This window comes from Streptomyces sp. MCA2, from assembly GCF_023544705.1.
GTDB lineage: Bacteria > Actinomycetota > Actinomycetes > Streptomycetales > Streptomycetaceae > Streptomyces > Streptomyces decoyicus.
Window position 1 is genome coordinate 198031 of the sequence record NZ_JAMJFM010000006.1, and the last position, 17344, is coordinate 215374.

Genomic DNA, 17344 nt, shown 5'->3' on the forward strand with positions numbered 1-17344 from the left:
GGCGGACGCGGCGGGCGCGGCCGACGGGGGAGGGCCGCCCGGACCGCGCCGCCCTCACCGCGGCTGCGCCGTGCCCGTTACGGCATGCCCTCACCACCCGGCTCCTTGGCGAGCAACTCGGCGACCTCGTCGTCCGAGAGCCCGGACAGCCACCCGAGTACGTCGTCGACCTCACCGTCGCCCGCTTCGGCAAGCTGCCTGCTCTGCACCAGGGCCGCCAACCGCTCGATCGTCAGCGTGCCGCTGAGCAGCTCACCGGCGGACAGGGTGACTCCGAACGCATAGCGCACACGCATCGCGACCCGGGTAGCCATGAGTGAGTGACCACCGAGCTGGAAGAAGTCGGCGGTGACTGACAGCTCCGGCACCCCCAGCACCTCGCTCCAGATCCGGGCCATCTTGCCCTCCACGGGGTTGCGCGGCGAGACCGCCTGCTCGGACGCGGCCGGCCGTGGGGCCGGATCCGGTAGCGCCGAGCGGTCGAGCTTGCCGTGCGGACTCACCGGGAATTCCGACAGGACGGTCACCGTGTCCGGGACCAGGCCCGCCGGCACCACCTGCTCCAGATGGGCGCGCAGCGTGCCGGGGGAGGGGAACTCCGTGCCCGCGGGCACGACCCAGGCCAGCAGCCGCAGCCGGCCCGAGGTGTCGGGCCTTGCCTCCACGACCGAGGCGCGCACGAGCGGGTGCCGGTTCAGCACCACCTCGATCTCGCCGGGCTCCACCCGCTGGCCGCGGATCTTGAGCTGCCGGTCGAGCCGGCCCAGGTACTCGAACGTCCCGTCAGGGCGCATCCGCGCGCGGTCACCGGTCCGGTACAAGCGTGTGCCGGAGCCGTAGGGGTCGGGCACGAACCGGTCGGCGGTCAGGGCGGGGCGGCCGAGATAGCCACGCGCCGGAGCGACCCCGCCGATGTGGAGCTCGCCCGGGGCCAGCGGCGGGGCGATCCCGCCCGATGAGTCGAGAACGTAGAGACGGGTGCCCGCGATCGCGCGGCCGATGGGGACGCGGCTCAGGACTGTCTCCGCGGGACCGATCTCCTGGGCAGCTGCCTCGATCGCGGCTTCCGTCGGCCCGTACAGATTGTGCAGCCGGACACCGGGCAGCACCTCGGCGAAGCGCTCGGCCAGCGCCGGGGCCAGCTCCTCGCCGACGGACCCGACCTGACGCAGCGTCCGTGCGGCGTGCACGGCGTCGGGCTCCTCGAGGAAGATCTGGAGCATCGACGGGACGAAGTGGCAGATGGTGACGGAGTGCCGGGCGATCAGATGGGCGAGGTAAGAGGTGTCACGGTGTCCGTCCGGCCGGGCGAGGACCACCGTGGCCCCGGCCACGAGCGGCGCCAGCATCTCCAGGGTGGCCACGTCGAAGCTCGCCGGGGTCTTGAGCAGCACCGCCTCCCCGGCGTCCAGCCCGAGGGTGCGCTGGTACCACACGAGCTGGTTCGCCAGGGCGTCGTGAGTCGTCATCACGCCCTTGGGCTCGCCGGTCGAGCCCGAGGTGAACAGCACGTTGGCGAGGTGTCCCGGCAGCACCTCCGCATCCGTGAACAGGCCGGTGCCGGTCTCCTCGGGACCGACCAGCACGGTGCCCTCGGGAGGCGTGAGCCCGGGCGCGGACCCGATGAGTATCCGGGCGCGCGCGATGCCGATCTGCCGGGTGAGGCGGGCCAGTGGGTGAGAGGTGTCGAGGGGCAGGTAGGCGCCACCGGCGAGGAGAACGGCGTAGATCGCGATGACCAGCTCGGGCGAGCGCGGCAGGCACACGGCGACCGGCTGGTCCGGGGTCACCCCGAGTTCGCGCAGCCGGGCCGCCAGGCCCCGTGCCCGCGCGTCGAGATCGCCATAGCTGAGCGAACCGCCGTCCCATGCCACGGCCGTTGCCTCAGGGGCCGATCGTGCGACGCGCTCGACGAGCTGGTGGACCAGCATGCCGCCGTGCGCCGCCGGGCCGCCGTCCGCGACGGTTCGCGCGATCCGCTCCGCCTCGGCGGGAGCCAGCGTCGGCAGGTCGGCGACAGAGGCGGACGGATCGGTGAGCGCCGCGTCGAGCAGGACGGGCAGCCCGGACAGCAGGGCAGTGATGGTCTGCTCCTCGAACAGGTCGACCGCGTAGACGGCGTGGCCCGTCAGCGAGCCGTCGGAGGTCGGAACGAGGTGGAGAGCCAGCTCGAACTGCGCTCCTGGAGAGGGGAGTTCGAAGGGCTCGGCGCGCACACCTCGTGCCTCCCAGGGGTTGATCGGGAGGTTCTGGAGCGCGAGAAGCGCGCGTACCAGCGGAGCGCGGCCGTCGGCCGGCCGCTCGGTGGTGGCACGCACGATCTCGTCGAACGGCGGCCGCTCAGGGTCGTAGGCCGCGAGACGCTGGGCCCGCACATCGTCGATGACGGCGCCGAAACCGGCCGAACCGGTCCGCACGCGCAGCGGCAGGATGTCGGCGAGCATGCCGATGGCGGTCTCGGTGCCGGGCTGGTCCCGGCCCGCGGCCACGGTGCCGACCACCAGGTCGTCCTGGCCGCTCCACCGGCCGAGGAGCGCGCCGAAGGCCGCCAGCAGCACCATGAAGGGGGTGGCCCCCCGTTCCGCGGCAACCGTTTGCAGCCTGACGACCAGATCCGCGGGGATCCGTACGGGCAGGGACGCGCCGTGCCAGGTCGGCGTGGCCGGAACGGGACGGTCGGTGTGGAGCTCCAGGGCCGGTGCCCCGTCGAGCCGCTCGCGCCACGAGGCGAGGCTCTTCTCGGTCCACGGCACAAGGGGAGGGATCGCCGACGGTCTGGGCTCGACCGTCCCGCCGTCCCGGTAGGCGTCGCCGAGCCGCTGGAGCAGCAGGCCCATCGACCAGCCGTCGAGCACGGCGTGGTGCGCGGCGATGCCCAGCACCCACTCCTGCGGGCTCCGCTGGAGCAGCAGCAGGCGTACCAGCGGTCCGGTGCCGAGATCGAACGGCTCGGCGGCCAGCGCCCGCAGCTCTTCCGCCACGCGGTCCTCGCCGTGCGCCGACAGGTTGCGGAACGGCAGCCGGAACACCTCGACGGTGGGCAGGACGGACAGGCCCAGCGTGTCGTCCGGTCCTCGCCGGAACACCGAGCGCAGGAGCGGGACTTCGTCGAAGAGCCCGGTGAGGCACCGCTCCAGCAGCGCCCGGTCGAGCGGTCCGTGCAGCCGGAGCCCGCCGACGACGTGATAGGCGTCGCCCGCGCCCATCTGGTCGAGCAGCCACATCCGCTCCTGCTCGGGGGTGACCACGGCGGGCCCCGGCTGGGCGGTGACGGGCGGCCGTGCGGGTTCGTGCGCCGGAAGGGCGGCGAGGTCCAGCGGCGTGAGGCCGTCCAGGAACCGGGCGAGCGGGACGTCCACGCCGCGCGTGTCGAAGAGCGCCGCCTTGAGCCGGACGGCACGCAGCGAGTCGAGCCCCTGGCTGACCAGCGGTGCGTCCGCGACGAGTGCGGCGGGGTCGGTGTCCAGAGCCGCTGCGACGAGCTCGGTCAGCTCGGCAGGGACCGTCGTGGCCGGCCCGGTCCGCTCGGCTGCCGCCACCGGTTCGAGCGTTCCGGCGAGCCAGCGCGCGCGGCACTCCGCCCGCCGCACCTTGCCGCTGCTGGTGCGCGGGATCTTGCCGACCCGGACGAGCACGACGTCCGCGAGCGCGATCCCGTGCTCGGCCATCACGGCCTCGCGTACGGCCCTGACGACGAGGGGCCCGTCCTCGTTCCGGAACGTCCTGACCACCTCGTGCACGAGCACGACCTGCTCCGACGCCCCGTTGTCGACCGCGATGGCCGCGCTGCGGCCCGGGTGCAGGAGCGGGTGGGCCCGCTCAGCCGTCATTTCGAGGTCCGGCGGGTAGAGGTTACGGCCACGGACGATGATCAGGTCCTTGATCCGGCCGGTCACATACAGTTCCGCTTCGTGCCGGAAGCCCAGGTCCCCGGTGCGCAGGAAGACGCGTCCGGGGTGGCCCTCGGCCACGGCCCCGAAGGCGGCGGCCGTCTGCTCGGGACGGTTCCAGTAGCCGCGGGCGACGGTCGGGCCGCTGACCCAGACCTCGCCCACGGCGCCCGGGGGCAGCGGCTCGCCCGTGGCGGGATCGACGATCAGCGTGAGGTCCTCGTGGTGTGCCCAGCCGCAGCCGGTCAGCTCGGCGGCGGGCTCACCGGGTGCGGCCATGCCCGCCCGGCCCTCGTCCAGATCCGGTCGCCGCACGCGCAGGACGGCGGGCTCGGCCGCCGGATCGGCCCTGCCGGTGACGAACAGGGTGGCCTCGGCGAGGCCGTAGCACGGGTAGAACGCCGAGCGGCGGAAGCCCGCGGTGCGGAAGGCCTCGGCGAACGCGTCCATCGTGGCACGGCGCACCGGCTCGGCGCCGACGAGCGCGTGCCGCAGCGCCGACAGGTCGAGCTCCTCGCGCTCCTCGGGCTTGGTGCGGCGCAGTGCCTCGGCGTAGGCGAAGTCGGGGGCGGCGGTGATGGTCGCCCGGGTGCGGCTGAGTGCCCGCAGCCAGCGCAGCGGCTGGTGGAGAAAGGTCAGCGGGGACAGCAGCGTGCAGGGGAAGCCCGTGTGGACGGGTTGCAGGATGCCGCCGATCAGCCCCATGTCGTGGTAGGGCGGGAGCCAGCTGACGCCGCGGCTGTTCTCGTCCAGCCGGAGGGAGCGCCCGATCGTCTCCGAGTTGTGCACGAGGTTGGCGTGGCTGAGCATGACGCCTTTCGGCGTCCCCGTGGAGCCCGATGTGTACTGGAGGAACGCCAGGTCGTCCGGGGACAGTTCGGGCTCCTGCCAGTCCTCCGGCGCCGTGGCCGCGTCGTCGGTGGTCGCCCACTCGAGGGAGGAGCCCAGATCGAGCCGGTTGCCGCGGTCATCGATCGCGGCGAGCGTGGCGGTGTCGACCAGGGCCAGCATGGCACCGGAGTCGGCGGCGATGGCCCGCACCCGCTCCAGGCCATGGGTGCCGAGCGGCGGGTAGACCGGGACGGCGATCGTTCCGGAGTACAGGCAGCCGAAGAACGCCGTCACGTAGTCGGGGCCGGGCTGGTGCAGGAGCAGGACCCGGTCGCCCCGGCTGGCGCGCTGCTGGATCTGCGCGGCGACCGCTCTGGCGCCCCGGTCGAGTGCGGCGTAGTCCAGCGTGCGGATCTCTGTCTCCGAGACCTCGAACTCCAGTGCCGGACGATGAGGAGTGGCCTCGGCCCGCCGGCGGAGAATCTCGATGAAGGTGGGGCCCATGTGAACTCCTCGAACGAAGGTCGGTCAACGGTGGCGGAGCAAGGGGTCACGGAAGCGGCCGGCGCCGAAGCGCACGGCCTCCACGGCGCCCGCTCGTCGTCGGCGTGCACCGCGTCCTGGTGGCGGCTGCCCGCGGGGAGCAGCATCGGTGGTACCGCGTGCGCACCGCACCAGGGTCAGCGCCATCGGCAAGCACGCCCTGGGGCCCGGACGTTTTGGCCAGGAGGTGCGGCAAGCAAGGACTCTGATCGGGCGTCATGCCTGCGGGGCGGAGCACGGCCACGTCGGATGGATCACTCGGCGAGCCTCCTGGTCACCTGATCCGCATCCATGCCGCTCACCTGGAGGATCAGCTCCGCCGTCCGGTCGACGTCCGTCCCCGCTTCGGCCGCGGCCGAGCGGAGCCGGCCGGCCAGCGCCTGCACCGTGCCCGCGGCCAGGAAGCTGCGGATCGAGAGGTCCACCCGGAACAGGTCACGGATCTGGGAGACCGCCTGCGTCACGAGCAACGAGTGCCCGCCGAGGTCGAAGAAGTCGTCGGTCGACCCCACCTGGTCCAGTTCGAGCACCTCGGCCCAGATCCCGGCGAGCACCCGCTCCAGTGGCGTCGTGGGCTCGACGTAGGCGCCGGACAGTTCGGGCCGGTTCGCGGCAGGGTCGGGCAGTGCGGACCGGTCGACCTTGCCGCTCGGCTGTAGCGGGAATTCCTCCATGAGCACGAACGCCGAGGGCACCATGTGGCCGGGCAGCCGGTCGAGCAGGTACCGCCGCAGCTCACCGACGCTCGGCGGCAACGGGCCCTGCGTGGTGAGGTAGGCGACCAGGCGCTGCTCGGTGCCCGTACCCCGCATGAGCACCATGCTGCGCTTGACGTCCTCATGGGAGGTCAGCGCGGCCTCGATCTCGCCCGGCTCGATCCGCAGGCCGCGCAGCTTCACCTGGTGGTCGAGCCTGCCCAGGAACTCCAGCTCGCCCGAGGAACGCCAGCGCGCGGCGTCGCCGGTGCGGTAGAGCCGCCCGGAGGAGTCGCGGCCGAACGGGTCGGGCGTGAACCGCTGCGCCGACAGGCCCGGCCGCTGCCAGTAACCACGCCGCACACCCGCGCCGCCGATGAAGAGCTCGCCGCGGACGCCGACGGGGACGGGTTCACCGTGCGCGTCGAGGACGTAGAGGCGTTGGTTGGGCAGCGGGCGGCCCCACGGGATGATGCCGGGGACCGGTTCGGGCCGCCGCACGAGGTGGTAGGTCGAGCAGTACGAGACCTCCGTCATGCCCGCGAGGTTGTAGAGCCGCAGATCCGGCAGCAGTTCGCCGAGCCGCCCGGCGAGCCCCGGTTCCATCCGGTCGCCACCGAGGACGGCCATCCGCAGCGCGGTGCCGTCGAGACCCGGGCCGCCGTGCACGTGGTTGACGAGCAATTCGAGCAGGGCCGGCGCCGAACTCCAGGTGGTGACCCGGGCGTCGATGAGGAGTTGGCGCAGCCGTATGGGGTCGGTGACCTCAAGATCTGCGGGCGGGACGACCACACATGCGCCCGCGAGGAGGCTTCCGAGGATCTCGTACACCGACATGTCGTAGTTGAGACTGGAGATCGCCAGCATCCGGTCCGTCGGCTTGAGGCCGAGCGTCCGGTTCAGCCCGGCGAGCGTGTTCACCACACCGCCGTGCTCGTTGGCCGAGCCCTTCGGCAGACCGGTGGAGCCCGAGGTGTAGATGACATAGGCCAGGGTGCGCGGGTGCGCCAGCTCGGGCAGTGGCTCCGCCGTCCCCTCGACGCCGAGGTCGTCCACGAGCACCAGATCGGGAGTGAGGCCGGCACCGGCTCCGTTGTCCTCTCCCACGTTCAGCCGGCCGGTGGCGGCCACGGCGCGCTCGGTGATGACGATCGAGACGCCCGAGTCGCGGACCATCAGGTCGATCCGGTTCTGCGGATAGCCGGGGTCGAGCGGCAGGTACGCGGCGCCCGCTTTGAGGATGCCGAGCAGAGCGACCACCATGTCGGCCGAACGGGACAGGCAGACGCCGATGAGCTGCTCCGGTCCCGCACCGAGGGAACGCAGCCGGTGCGCGAGCAGGCCGGCGCGCTCGGTCAGTTCCCGGTAGGTGAGCTCGGTGGTGCCGCACGCGACCGCTGTGGCGTCCGGCCTGGCCCTCGCCTGTTCCTCGATGAGGGTGTGCAGGAGGCCGGCGGTGTCCGCGGCGCTCGCGTCGCCGTCCCCGGACAGCTCCCCGACGAGATGCGCGCGCTCGTCCGCCGACACCAGTGGCAGCCGGTCGACGAGCTGATCGGGTTCGGCCAGTGCGGCCTCCAGCACCCGGACGAACGCGTCGGCGATCCTGCCCGCGGTGGCCGCTTCGAAGAGGTCGGTGCTGAACTCGACCCGGCTGCGCAGCCGGCCGTCCGGCTCCGGGACCAGATCGAGGACGAGATCGAACTTGCTGGCATCCTGGTTCGTCGCCAGGTCCAGTTCCTCTACGTCGAGCCCGGCCAAGGCGGGCGCCTGTCCCGGCACATCGCGCAGTGCGAGCATCACCTGCACCAGCGGCACAGGACCCAGCGAGCGGTCCGGCCGCAGCGCCTGGACGAGCTTGCCGAAGGGGACGTCCTGATGGGCGTACGCCTCGGTACAGGTCTGCTTCACCTCGGCGAGCAGCGCCGCGAAGGACGTCGCGCCCGGCACGTCCACGCGCAGTGGCAGGGTGTTGACGAAGAACCCGGCCAGCGGCTCCAGTTCGGGGTGGGAGCGCCCGGCCAGCGGTGAACCGATCACCACATCCTGCTCGCCGCTCCACCGTGCGAGCACGACCGCGAACGCCGCCACCAGGACCATGTACGGGGTCGTCCGGTGTTCCTCGGCGAAGTCCGCCACCTCCTTCCACAGTTGCGGGGGGAAGTCGAACGGTGCCGACGCGCCCCGCCAGGTGCGCTCCGCCGTGGGGGCGCCGTCCGCGGGCAGCTCCAGCACGGGGGTGCCGTCGAGGCGTTCTCGCCAGTAGGCGAGCTGGTCGTCCAGCGGGCCGGTGGCGAGCCAGTCCCGCTGCCAGACGGCGTAGTCGGCGTACTGCGTCTCGAGCTCGGGCAGCGGAGAGGGCGCACCCCGCCGGAAGGCGTCGTAGAGCGCGCCGAGCTCATGCAGCAGGACGCCGAGCGACCAGCCGTCGGCGGCGATGTGATGGAGACCGAGCACGAGCACATGATGCTCGTCGGACAGCCGCAACAGCCGGGCGCGCACCATGAGGTCGCACGTCAGGTCGAAGGGCGTGGTCGTTTCGGCCCGGAGCGCGGCGGAGACCTCGTCCTCGCTCGTCACGTCCAGCACGGCGAGCGGAACCGGCCGGGGCCGGCCGATACGCTGCTCAGGCCGGCCGCCCTCGTCGGGGAAGGTGGTGCGGAGCACCTCGTGCCGACGCACGATCTCGTCCAGGGCACCGCTGAGGGCCTGTCGGTCCAGTTGGCCGCGAAGGCGCAGCGCTCCGGGCATCACATAGGCCGTCGATTCCGGGTCCGCCTGTGCGAGGAACCAGAGCCGCTCCTGTGCGTAGGAGAGCGGGAAGCGCGGCTCGGCGCCCTCGCGCGGCAGCCGCCGTGGTGTGAGCGCCGCCGCCTTGCGGCGGGCAAGTTCCAGGGTGAGCAGCGCCTTGCGCTCCTCCGACAGCCCCTTCAGGGGGAGTTGGCCCGCCCCTCCGGCTGTCTCTCTCGACGTGCTGCGGTCCGCGTCACCTTCGTGCGCTTCGGATATATCCGCCATGACCATGCCCATTCCTCCTGTTCGGCCTCACCCTCGTGCGCCTGACTCGCTCATCCGGATCGCAGGAGCCGGCCTCCGACCGCCGCGTCCGCGTCTTCGGCCAGTGCGGCCAGGACCGGTCCGGTGGATTCCTGAACGAAGAAGTGACCGCCGGGGAAGCTGCGGGACAGCTGTTTGCCCGTCGTGAGCGTGGCCCAGCAGCGCTCCGACGCGGGCCCGTCGACCGACAGGTCCTGCTCGCCGAGGTAGACGTGCAGCGGACAGCCGAGCGGCGGTTGTGCGCGCTCCGTCCTGCCTGCGACGAGTCGGAGATCGGCGCGCAGCGCCGGCAGCATCTCGGCGAGAAACTCCCGGCTGGTGAGCAACTCCTCGGATGTACCGCCGAGACCGCGGAGCCAGGTCACCAGTTCCTCGTCCGAGGCGTCGGGAGAGGCCTCCGGCACCCGCTGTCGTTCGGGCGGCTCACTCGCGGCGGCGACCAGGGCAACTGGCTTCCATCCGCGCCGAGTACGCAGCTCGTAGGCCAGGTCGAGCGCGAGAACCGCACCCATGCTGTGCCCGAAGAGCATCACCGGCCGCTCCAGCAGCGGTGTCACGGCATCAGCGAGTTCCGCGACGGCGCTCTCGAGGTTCGTGGCCGCGGGCTCGGCCAGCCGACTGCCGTGGCCGGGCAGTTCGAGCGCGGCCACGCCAAGGCCCTCAGGCAGCAGCCCGGCCCAGTCCTTGAACAGTCGCGCACTGCCGCCTCCGGGCGGCAGACAGAGCAGCCACATCCGGACCTCGTCCGGCTTCGACCACACGCGTAGCGCGTTCATGCACCACCACACTGTTCCCGTCGAGTCAAACGATCTCTGCGAAGTCGGTTTGAGGCTCGCAGCCCGTACGGGTGTCGGCCAGTCGGGGAGTTCCCTTACCCGGTGAAGGCCGGCAACTCCTCGGACACGGCGCCGTTCCGTGCCAGACTGCGAGGCGTGCCGGCGGTGGAGGCGAAGGGGTGATGGTGACCATGGGGTGCGACTAGGACTCGGACGACCGGCCCGCCAGGGCACTCCGCCCCGCCCGCGACCCGGCCGCGCACGGCACGACGACGGCCGGCCCCGCTCGACGGCGAGGGCGCTCGGCTCTCCTACCGTCGTGCCCGCACCGCGTCCCCCTACGTCCGATGACGTCCCGCGCCACGGCCGAACGCGGCCCCGGCGCAGACAGTTTCCGAGCCGGCGCCCGGAGAGTAACGGCCGCCCCGCTTCCCGTCTTCACCATCTTCTCTCCGCCGGCGGTACCAAGTACCCGGCACCGGCGATTTCCACCATTCCATTCACCCGGTCCGCCTGGTGTGATGGAATGCATCCGGCCCGATCCCTGGAGCCGGCGCGGCGCGCCAGTGCAAGAATCCGGGATCGAGGTCACCCTCCCGGGTCTCCATCTTTTCGGCTCTGTCTCAGTGTGTGTTCAGCGAAAGGTGCGAAATGGAACGGCAGGATCTGAACTTCTCGCTCACGGCCGAGGAGATCGAGAAATTCCATCAGAACGGGTTCATAGGTCCCTTCGATCTGTACGAGCCCGAAGAGATGGAGAAGAATCTTCGCGCGCTGCGTCCCAAGCTACTGAACACCAAGAAGGCCATCTATAAGCAGGACAAGGCCGTTTCGGGTAACACGAACCTGGCCAACTACGACCGGCATCTCGATGTGGACTTCCTGGCGGAGCACATCGCCAGGCCCGAGATCGTCGACCGGGTCTCCAGCCTGCTGGGTCCGGACGTCCTGTGCTGGCGCAGCGAGTTCTTCCCCAAGTACCCTGGTGACGAGGGTACGGACTGGCACCAGGCCGACAACTTCTCGAACGTCGCCGGCTCCAAGCACCCGCAGATCGTCTGGCCGGAGGACGCCGAATTCGGTGGCACCATCACCGTGTGGTCCGCCTTCACCGAAGCGTCGCTGGAAAACGGCTGCCTCCAGTTCATCCCGGGTTCGCACAAGACGATGAACTACGACGAGTCAAAGACGATGACGTACGATGTCGACTCCATCAACAAGAAGGAAAAGGACGGCGTACGCCGCGGGTTCTTCGGCTATGACTACCGCCAGCTCCAGAAGGACCCCAACTGGAGCCCGGACGAGTCGAAGGCCGAGTCCCAGGTGATGCGGCAGGGACAGTTCATCATCTTCTGGTCCACGCTGATGCATGCGTCTCACCCGCACAGCGGCCTCACCGACCAGATGCGGCTTGGATTCGCCGGCCGCTATCTTCCGACCTCCGTGCAGGTCTATCCGCACTCCGATTCCCTCCAGGAATTCGGCGGTGCCGCGAGCCTCGACAAGTTCGGCAATGTGCTCGTCTCCGGCAAGGATGAGTTCCAGCACAACCGGTTCGTCGAGACCACGGTCAACGGGTACCGCTTCCCGCGACGCTAGGCCGTGCCCGGCCGGCGGACACGCAGCAAGGCATGCCCGCCACCCGGTCACTGCCCGGCACGCGCAAGGCCACAGTGCCCACGCCTGAGAGGAGACTACGCAGCGCCATGAGTGCTTTTGACAATCACGACGAGATCGAGAACTGGGTGGTGGAGGTCTGCAAGGGCCTCGGCCTGCCGGTCACCGGCACCGACAGCGACTTCTTCGAAGCCGGCGGCACCTCGCTGACCGCGATGAGGCTGATCGGCAAGGCGGAAGAGACCTACGGCGAGGACGCCCTTCCCCCCGACGACCTGTACGCCGAGAGCAGCCTGCGTGAGATCGCGGCGTCGATCCGGCGCAACGGTTCCCTCGCGGGCGCGGTCGGCGAGAGCTAAGCGCCATGGTGCGGCCTGACAGCGACAGATGGCTGGTGCGCCTCAGGGCGGCGTCCGCCACGCCGGGCGTCCGGTTGATCTGTTTCCCCTACGCGGGCGGCAGCCCTGATCTCATCAGGGCCTGGGCGGACGGTCTCAGCGCTCATGTGGAATTGCTCGCTGTCAGGCTGCCCGGCAAGGGACCGAGACTGGCCGAGGGCCCGTATACCGAGTGGGAACCGCTGATCGCGGACACCTACGCGGCCCTGGCCCCCTGTCTGAACGAGCCCCACGCCTTCTACGGCCACAGCTTCGGGGCCCGACTGGCCTACGAACTGGCTCACGTGGCCGGCGCCGAGCACGGTGACCTCACCCGCCACCTCTTCGTCTCCGGATCCCGCAGCCCCCGTCACCCTCAACACCGGCCGTATATGCACGAGTTAACGGAGGACGGCTTTCTGGACGCCCTGCGAGGCATGGGCGGCACCCCGGCCGAAGTCCTGGACGACAAAGTGCTGATGAGGCTCTTCCTGCCGACCATCCGCGCCGAGATCCGGCTGGCGGAGTTGTGGGGTGACCGGCACGGCAAGGCCGTGAACGTCCCGGTCACGGCCTTGTACGGGCAGGACGACCCGATCGACGGGCGCGAGGCCATGCGTGACTGGAAGCACTTCACCGAGCGGGACTGCGAACTGCTCGGCACCGCGGGCGGGCACTTCTTCCTCGAAACGCACCGCCGGCCCTTGCTGGATGTGATCAACGCCCGATTGGAGGACCCGAATGGAGAGCCTCGCCACTACAGCTGAGGCGCTGTCGGTCCACCAGGAGATCAACCGCACCTCCGTTCCCTTTCCCGACGAGGCCGGCGTCAATGAACTCTTCGAGGACTGTGCGGCCCGGCACGTCGACGCGGTGGCCGTTGTCCACCGCGACCGGAAGCTGACGTACGGCGAACTCAATGAACTCGCCAATGGTCTCGCGGACGTGCTGCGGACTCGGGGCGTGCTCCCGGGGGACACCGTAGGGGTGTGCGTCGAGCGGTCCCCGGAACTGATCGTCGGCCTGCTCGCGGTGCTCAAATGCGGCGCGGCCTATCTGCCTTTCGACGCCTCATGGCCCGATGAACGGCTACGGACCCTGTTCGGCGACGCCCGCTGCCGCAGGGTGCTCACCGACCGGAACGAGGCTCTGTCCGCGCGCTTTCCCGAGTGCGAGGTCGTCCCGGCCGTGTACGCCGAGCCGCCGCGCGGCCGGACGAACCCGGTCGTGCCCGTCCGCTCTCACGATGTCGCGTACATCAACTTCACTTCGGGTTCCACCGGTAAACCCAAGGGTGTCCCGATCCAGCACCACGCCATAGCGCGGCTGGTGTTCGGTGCCGTCTACGCACGCCTTGACGCGCACGCCAGGCTGTTGCAGCTGGCGCCGGTCTCCTTCGACGCGGCGACCTTCGAGATCTGGGGTGCGCTGCTCCACGGCGGGACCTGTGTGCTGTACCCGGGGAAGAACCTGCGCCTGTCCGAGCTGAAGCGGGTACTGGACGAGCACCGTGTCACCGTGCTGTTCCTGACCACGGCCCTGTTCAACACGGTCGTGATCGAGGCACCGGAAACCCTCGGCGGCCTCGACACCCTTCTCACCGGCGGTGAGGAGCACTCGCTCAAGCACATGGCGAAGGCTCTCCAGCACTACGGCCGGGACCGGCTGGTCAGCGTGTACGGCCCCACCGAATGTACGACCTTCGCCACCTTCCACCCTGTCAGGGAACTGCGCCCGGAGGATCCGGCGCTCCCCATCGGGCGACCGATACAGAACACCCGCCTGTACGTGGTGGACGGCGAGAAGTTGTGTGCGCCGGGTGAGACCGGCGAGGTACTGCTGGCCGGTGCCGGCCTTTCGCCCGGGTACCTGGGCATGCCGGGCATCACGCGCCAGCGGTTCATCGACCGCGATGTGGCCGGGCGGCCCGAGCGCCTCTACCGCACCGGTGACCGTGCCTATCTGCGCGCCGACGGAGACCTGGTCTTCCAAGGGCGGCAGGACGACCAGGTGAAGATCAGCGGGTTCCGCATCGAACTCGGCGAAGTGGCCCACCACATCAGGTCCCATCCCACGGTGAAGCAGAGCTATGTGATGGCCACCGAGCTCGCGACGGGGGAGAAGGCCCTCGTCGCCTTCGTCGTGCCGCACGGCGAGGACCTCACGCCCGAGGGGCTGCGGACACATCTGCGAACCCGGCTGCCCGGGTACATGGTCCCCTCCGCGATCCATCTCCGTGCTTCGCTGCCGCTGACGGCGACCGGCAAGGTCGACCGTCGCGTGCTGCTCTCCTCTCGCCCCGGAACAACAGGAGTTACACCGCTATGACTCTCAGCAAGCGGGCGCAGCAGTTTCAGGACGCCCTCCACCGGCGCGGTCTGGATCTGACCGTGGTCGAACTGCCCGACTCGCCCCGCACCGCCGCGGACGCAGCCAGTGCTCTGGGCTGTGGGACGGCACAGATCGTCAAGTCGCTGGTGTTCCGCAAGGAGCCAACGGGCGAGCCGGTGATGGTGCTCGCCAGTGGCCCGAACCGGGTGAACGAGAAGACCATCGCGGCACGGGTGGGCGGGAGGATCGGCAAGGCGGACGCGGAGTTCGTCAAGCAGACCACCGGATACGCCATCGGAGGCGTGCCGCCGGTGTGCCACCGCGAGCCGCTGACGGTGCTGGTCGACGAGGATCTGCTGGCCTTCGAGGAGACCTGGGCCGCCGCCGGCACACCCCACGCGGTCTTCAAGATCTCAGGAAGGATCACGGAGATCCTGGACCACCACACCGTGGTCTCCGTCAAGTGAGCCGGCCGGACGGAGAGACCGCCATACCGGACCCGTACGGCTTCGCCGGACACCGCGAGTTCAGGGAGCGCACGCGGCACCTTCTCGCGCAGTCGGTGCTGCCCCATGCCCAGGAGTGGGAACGGAGCGCGCGCATCCCGGCCGAGGCGTGGCGGACGCTGGGCAAGCAGGGCCTGCTGGCCTTCGGGCACAGCGGGGAGGACTTTCTGCGCAGTGCGGTCTTCCTGGAGGAGCTGGGCCGCACCGGGTACGCCGGTATCCGGGCGGCCGTCGGGGTGCACGCCTATATGGCCGCGTCCTATCTGGAGCTGTTCGGCACCGCTGAACAGAAGGAGACCTATCTGCCGCCGATCCGCAGCGGGGAGTGCGTCGTTGCGTTGGCGATCAGTGAGGACGAGGCAGGTTCGGATCTGAGCAGACTGCGTACCCAGGCCCTGCCGGCCGACGAGTCGGGCCGTTACCTCACCGGCTGCAAACACCCGGTGACGAACGGCACCCAGGCGGACCTGTTCGTCACGCTGGTCAGGACGCGCCAGGCCACGTCGAGCAGAGGTCTGACGGGGGCCAGCCTGGTCCTCGTCGACGGCCACAGCCCCGGTGTGACCCGCCGGCCCGAGCCGGGGCTCGGCATGCGCAGCGCGGATGTGTGCCGCGTCGGCTTCGATCGCGTCCCGTTGAGCGACGACCAGTTCCTGGGCCGTCCGGGCCGGGCCCTGATGTACCTGATGCGGGCCTTGGAGTTCGAGCGGTTGGTCGCCGGGATCCTCGCCGTCGGCGGCGTGCACTCCTGCCTTGCGCTGCTCGGCGCATTCGTCCGTGAGCACCGGGTGGGAGACGCCCCGCTCGCCGCGAAGCAGGCGGTCAAGCACCGACTGGCGGATCTGGTGGCGGAGTTCGAGCTGGTACGCCACTACGCCTACCGGGCGGCGTGGCGCCACAGCAGAGGTGACCTCGACAGCCAGACCGCCTCGATTCTCAAGCTGAAGGCGACGGAACTGGCCGTCGAGACGGCGCAGGTCTGTGTCCAGTACCACGGCGCGCGGGGCTATACCGAGGGTTCGGCGGCGGCCCGCCACTATCGCGACGCCATGGCGGGGACCCTCGCCGCGGGCGCCAGCGAGCTGATGCGCGACATGATCTTTGAGGGCATGTCGTACGAACTCTGAAAGGCCGCCCGAACCCTCGGCTGGACCATTCGCACGGGAAGACTTACAGGGGTAGGGGGAGTTATGGCGCGGTTGCCCGGTTCGGACGAGGAGCAGAAGCAGCGTCCCTGGGGGGCCTTGGTGGTGGGGGGCGTCTTGCCGCTCGCGGTGATCGGAATGATCGCCACCGTGGTCCTGGGGGGCCGGCCCCAAGGCGCCTCGGGCGCGACGAGCGGTCATGGACTCGACGTCTCCGGACACTTCCTGCTCGCCGCGGCGGTGATTCTTGCCGCGGCTCGCCTGGGAGGCCTCCTGGCCGAGTGGCTGCGCCAGCCCCGGGTCGTAGGGGAGATCTGCGCGGGTCTGGCTCTGGGGCCCTCACTGTTCGGCAGGTTCGCCCCGGACGCGGCCGGCTGGCTGTTTCCGCAGTCGGCGCAGCAGCTGCTGAACGGGCTGGCCCAACTGGGCCTCGTGCTCTTCATGTTCGGGGTGGGCCGGGAACTGTCGGGGATGCGTCTTCGCGGAGCGGCGATGCAGGCCCTGCTGATCAGCCAGGCGTCGATGCTGGTGCCCTTCGCCCTGGGCACAACGGCGGCGGTCCTGCTCCTCGACTACGCCGCGCACGGGGTGCATCCCCTCGCCTTCGTGCTCTTCGTGGGCTGCGCCCTGAGCATCACGGCCTTTCCCGTACTGGCTCGCATCCTTGCCGACCTGGGAATCATGCGCACCCCGGCCGGGCGGCTCAGTCTCTTCGCGTCGGCGCTGGGCGACGGCGGAAGCTGGCTGATCCTCGCGGCGATCCTGGCCGGCGCCCACGGTTCGAGTCCGGTGGGAGTGCTGGTCAACGCCCTGGCCGCGATCGTGATAGCGCTGTTCTACCTCGGTCCGCTGCGCCGGCTCCTCGTCAAATGGCCCACGATGGAGAAGGACAAGGACGGCAGTACCACCATGGTGCTCCTGGTCGTACTGGTCACCGGAACGGCCGCGCTGACCGCGAGCATAGGACTGCATCAACTGATCGGCGCACTGCTGGTCGGCGTGGCCTGGCCCAAGGGGAACCGCACGGCTGTGGTGGCCGCCGAACGTCTGGTGAGCACCGCGGCGTCCGTGCTGCTGCCGTTCTTCTTCTTCGGGTTCGGCCTCACCCTCGATCTCGGTGCGCTGCGGTGGGGTGCCTCGTCGCTGGTCACCTTGGCGGGGCTGCTCGCTCTGGCCGTCCTCGGCAAGGTGCTCGGGCCCGCTCTGGTGTCCCGTATGACGGGGATGCCCTGGCGGCCCGCTTTCACGCTCGGGGTGCTGCTCAACGCCCGCGGTCTGACCGAACTCGTGGTCCTTCAGATCGGCTACCAGGCGGGGATCATCGACCGGCGGCTCCTGGCGATCCTCACGCTGGTGGCGCTGATCACCACCGCGATGACGACTCCCATGCTCAACATGTTCGGCCTGAAACCCGATCCGGCCTCCGACGCGAAGGAGACCGCCGAAGGGCCGGAGCGCACCGTGGAGCTGGAACCGACGGGTGCCGTCTCCACCGAGCGGGGCTGACCGCCGGGTGGGGGCGGCCGCGTCGCCCCGCGAAGGGCGGACCACGTGCGGTGCGAACCCGGGAGGGCAGCGC

The 17344-nt window shown here is 70.4% G+C and carries 10 protein-coding genes; 7 read left to right on the plus strand and 3 right to left on the minus strand.

Annotated elements, in window-relative coordinates:
• Positions 1 to 77: 77 nt before the first annotated feature.
• The 3 genes from M8I34_RS07325 to M8I34_RS07335 all read right to left on the minus strand — a co-directional run bounded on the left by M8I34_RS07325 (position 78) and on the right by M8I34_RS07335 (position 9789).
• Positions 78 to 5225: a non-ribosomal peptide synthetase gene (locus M8I34_RS07325; RefSeq protein WP_250048456.1), complete on the minus strand. Its 5148-nt coding sequence runs from the start codon at positions 5223 to 5225 to the stop codon at positions 78 to 80.
• A 293-nt stretch (positions 5226 to 5518) separates the two neighbouring features.
• The gene (locus M8I34_RS07330) at positions 5519 to 8974 is read right to left on the minus strand and encodes an amino acid adenylation domain-containing protein (RefSeq protein ID WP_250048457.1); all 3456 of its coding nucleotides are present in this window, start codon (positions 8972 to 8974) and stop codon (positions 5519 to 5521) included.
• A gap of 50 nt (positions 8975 to 9024) precedes the next feature.
• The gene (locus M8I34_RS07335) at positions 9025 to 9789 is read right to left on the minus strand and encodes a thioesterase II family protein (RefSeq protein ID WP_250048458.1); all 765 of its coding nucleotides are present in this window, start codon (positions 9787 to 9789) and stop codon (positions 9025 to 9027) included.
• 651 nt (positions 9790 to 10440) lie between these two features.
• Between M8I34_RS07335 and M8I34_RS07340 the strand changes: the two genes are divergently transcribed.
• The 7 genes from M8I34_RS07340 (at position 10441) to M8I34_RS07370 (ending at position 17271) form a co-directional block, all read left to right on the plus strand.
• The gene (locus tag M8I34_RS07340) at positions 10441 to 11388 is read left to right on the plus strand and encodes a chlorinating enzyme (protein ID WP_250048459.1); all 948 of its coding nucleotides are present in this window, start codon (positions 10441 to 10443) and stop codon (positions 11386 to 11388) included.
• Positions 11389 to 11495: 107 nt separating this feature from the next.
• A complete protein-coding gene (locus tag M8I34_RS07345) occupies positions 11496 to 11765 on the plus strand; it encodes an acyl carrier protein (RefSeq protein WP_250048460.1) in 270 nt (89 codons plus the stop codon).
• A gap of 5 nt (positions 11766 to 11770) precedes the next feature.
• Entirely contained in the window at positions 11771 to 12550 is a 780-nt protein-coding gene (locus M8I34_RS07350; protein ID WP_250048461.1) for a thioesterase II family protein, read from the plus strand.
• The gene (locus M8I34_RS07355; protein ID WP_250048462.1) at positions 12525 to 14111 is read left to right on the plus strand and encodes an amino acid adenylation domain-containing protein; all 1587 of its coding nucleotides are present in this window, start codon (positions 12525 to 12527) and stop codon (positions 14109 to 14111) included. The genes M8I34_RS07350 and M8I34_RS07355 overlap by 26 nt, the downstream gene beginning before the upstream one ends.
• Positions 14108 to 14581, plus strand: coding sequence for a YbaK/EbsC family protein (locus M8I34_RS07360; RefSeq protein WP_250048463.1), 474 nt, complete (start codon positions 14108 to 14110; stop codon positions 14579 to 14581). Before M8I34_RS07355 ends, M8I34_RS07360 begins: the two co-directional genes overlap by 4 nt.
• Positions 14578 to 15747, plus strand: a complete 1170-nt coding sequence (locus tag M8I34_RS07365) for an acyl-CoA dehydrogenase family protein (protein WP_250048464.1) — start codon at positions 14578 to 14580, stop codon at positions 15745 to 15747. Before M8I34_RS07360 ends, M8I34_RS07365 begins: the two co-directional genes overlap by 4 nt.
• A gap of 63 nt (positions 15748 to 15810) precedes the next feature.
• Entirely contained in the window at positions 15811 to 17271 is a 1461-nt protein-coding gene (locus M8I34_RS07370; RefSeq protein WP_250048465.1) for a cation:proton antiporter, read from the plus strand.
• Positions 17272 to 17344 lie beyond the last annotated feature (73 nt).

Coding starts and splice junctions, on each gene's coding strand:
- M8I34_RS07360 (WP_250048463.1), top strand. CDS start 14,108: ATGACTCTCAGCAAGCGGGCGCAGCAGTTTCAGGACGCCCTCCACCGG.
- M8I34_RS07350 (WP_250048461.1), top strand. CDS start 11,771: ATGGTGCGGCCTGACAGCGACAGATGGCTGGTGCGCCTCAGGGCGGCG.
- M8I34_RS07340 (WP_250048459.1), top strand. CDS start 10,441: ATGGAACGGCAGGATCTGAACTTCTCGCTCACGGCCGAGGAGATCGAG.
- M8I34_RS07325 (WP_250048456.1), bottom strand. CDS start 5,225: ATGGGCCCCACCTTCATCGAGATTCTCCGCCGGCGGGCCGAGGCCACT.
- M8I34_RS07335 (WP_250048458.1), bottom strand. CDS start 9,789: ATGAACGCGCTACGCGTGTGGTCGAAGCCGGACGAGGTCCGGATGTGG.
- M8I34_RS07330 (WP_250048457.1), bottom strand. CDS start 8,974: ATGGCGGATATATCCGAAGCGCACGAAGGTGACGCGGACCGCAGCACG.
- M8I34_RS07345 (WP_250048460.1), top strand. CDS start 11,496: ATGAGTGCTTTTGACAATCACGACGAGATCGAGAACTGGGTGGTGGAG.
- M8I34_RS07370 (WP_250048465.1), top strand. CDS start 15,811: ATGGCGCGGTTGCCCGGTTCGGACGAGGAGCAGAAGCAGCGTCCCTGG.
- M8I34_RS07355 (WP_250048462.1), top strand. CDS start 12,525: ATGGAGAGCCTCGCCACTACAGCTGAGGCGCTGTCGGTCCACCAGGAG.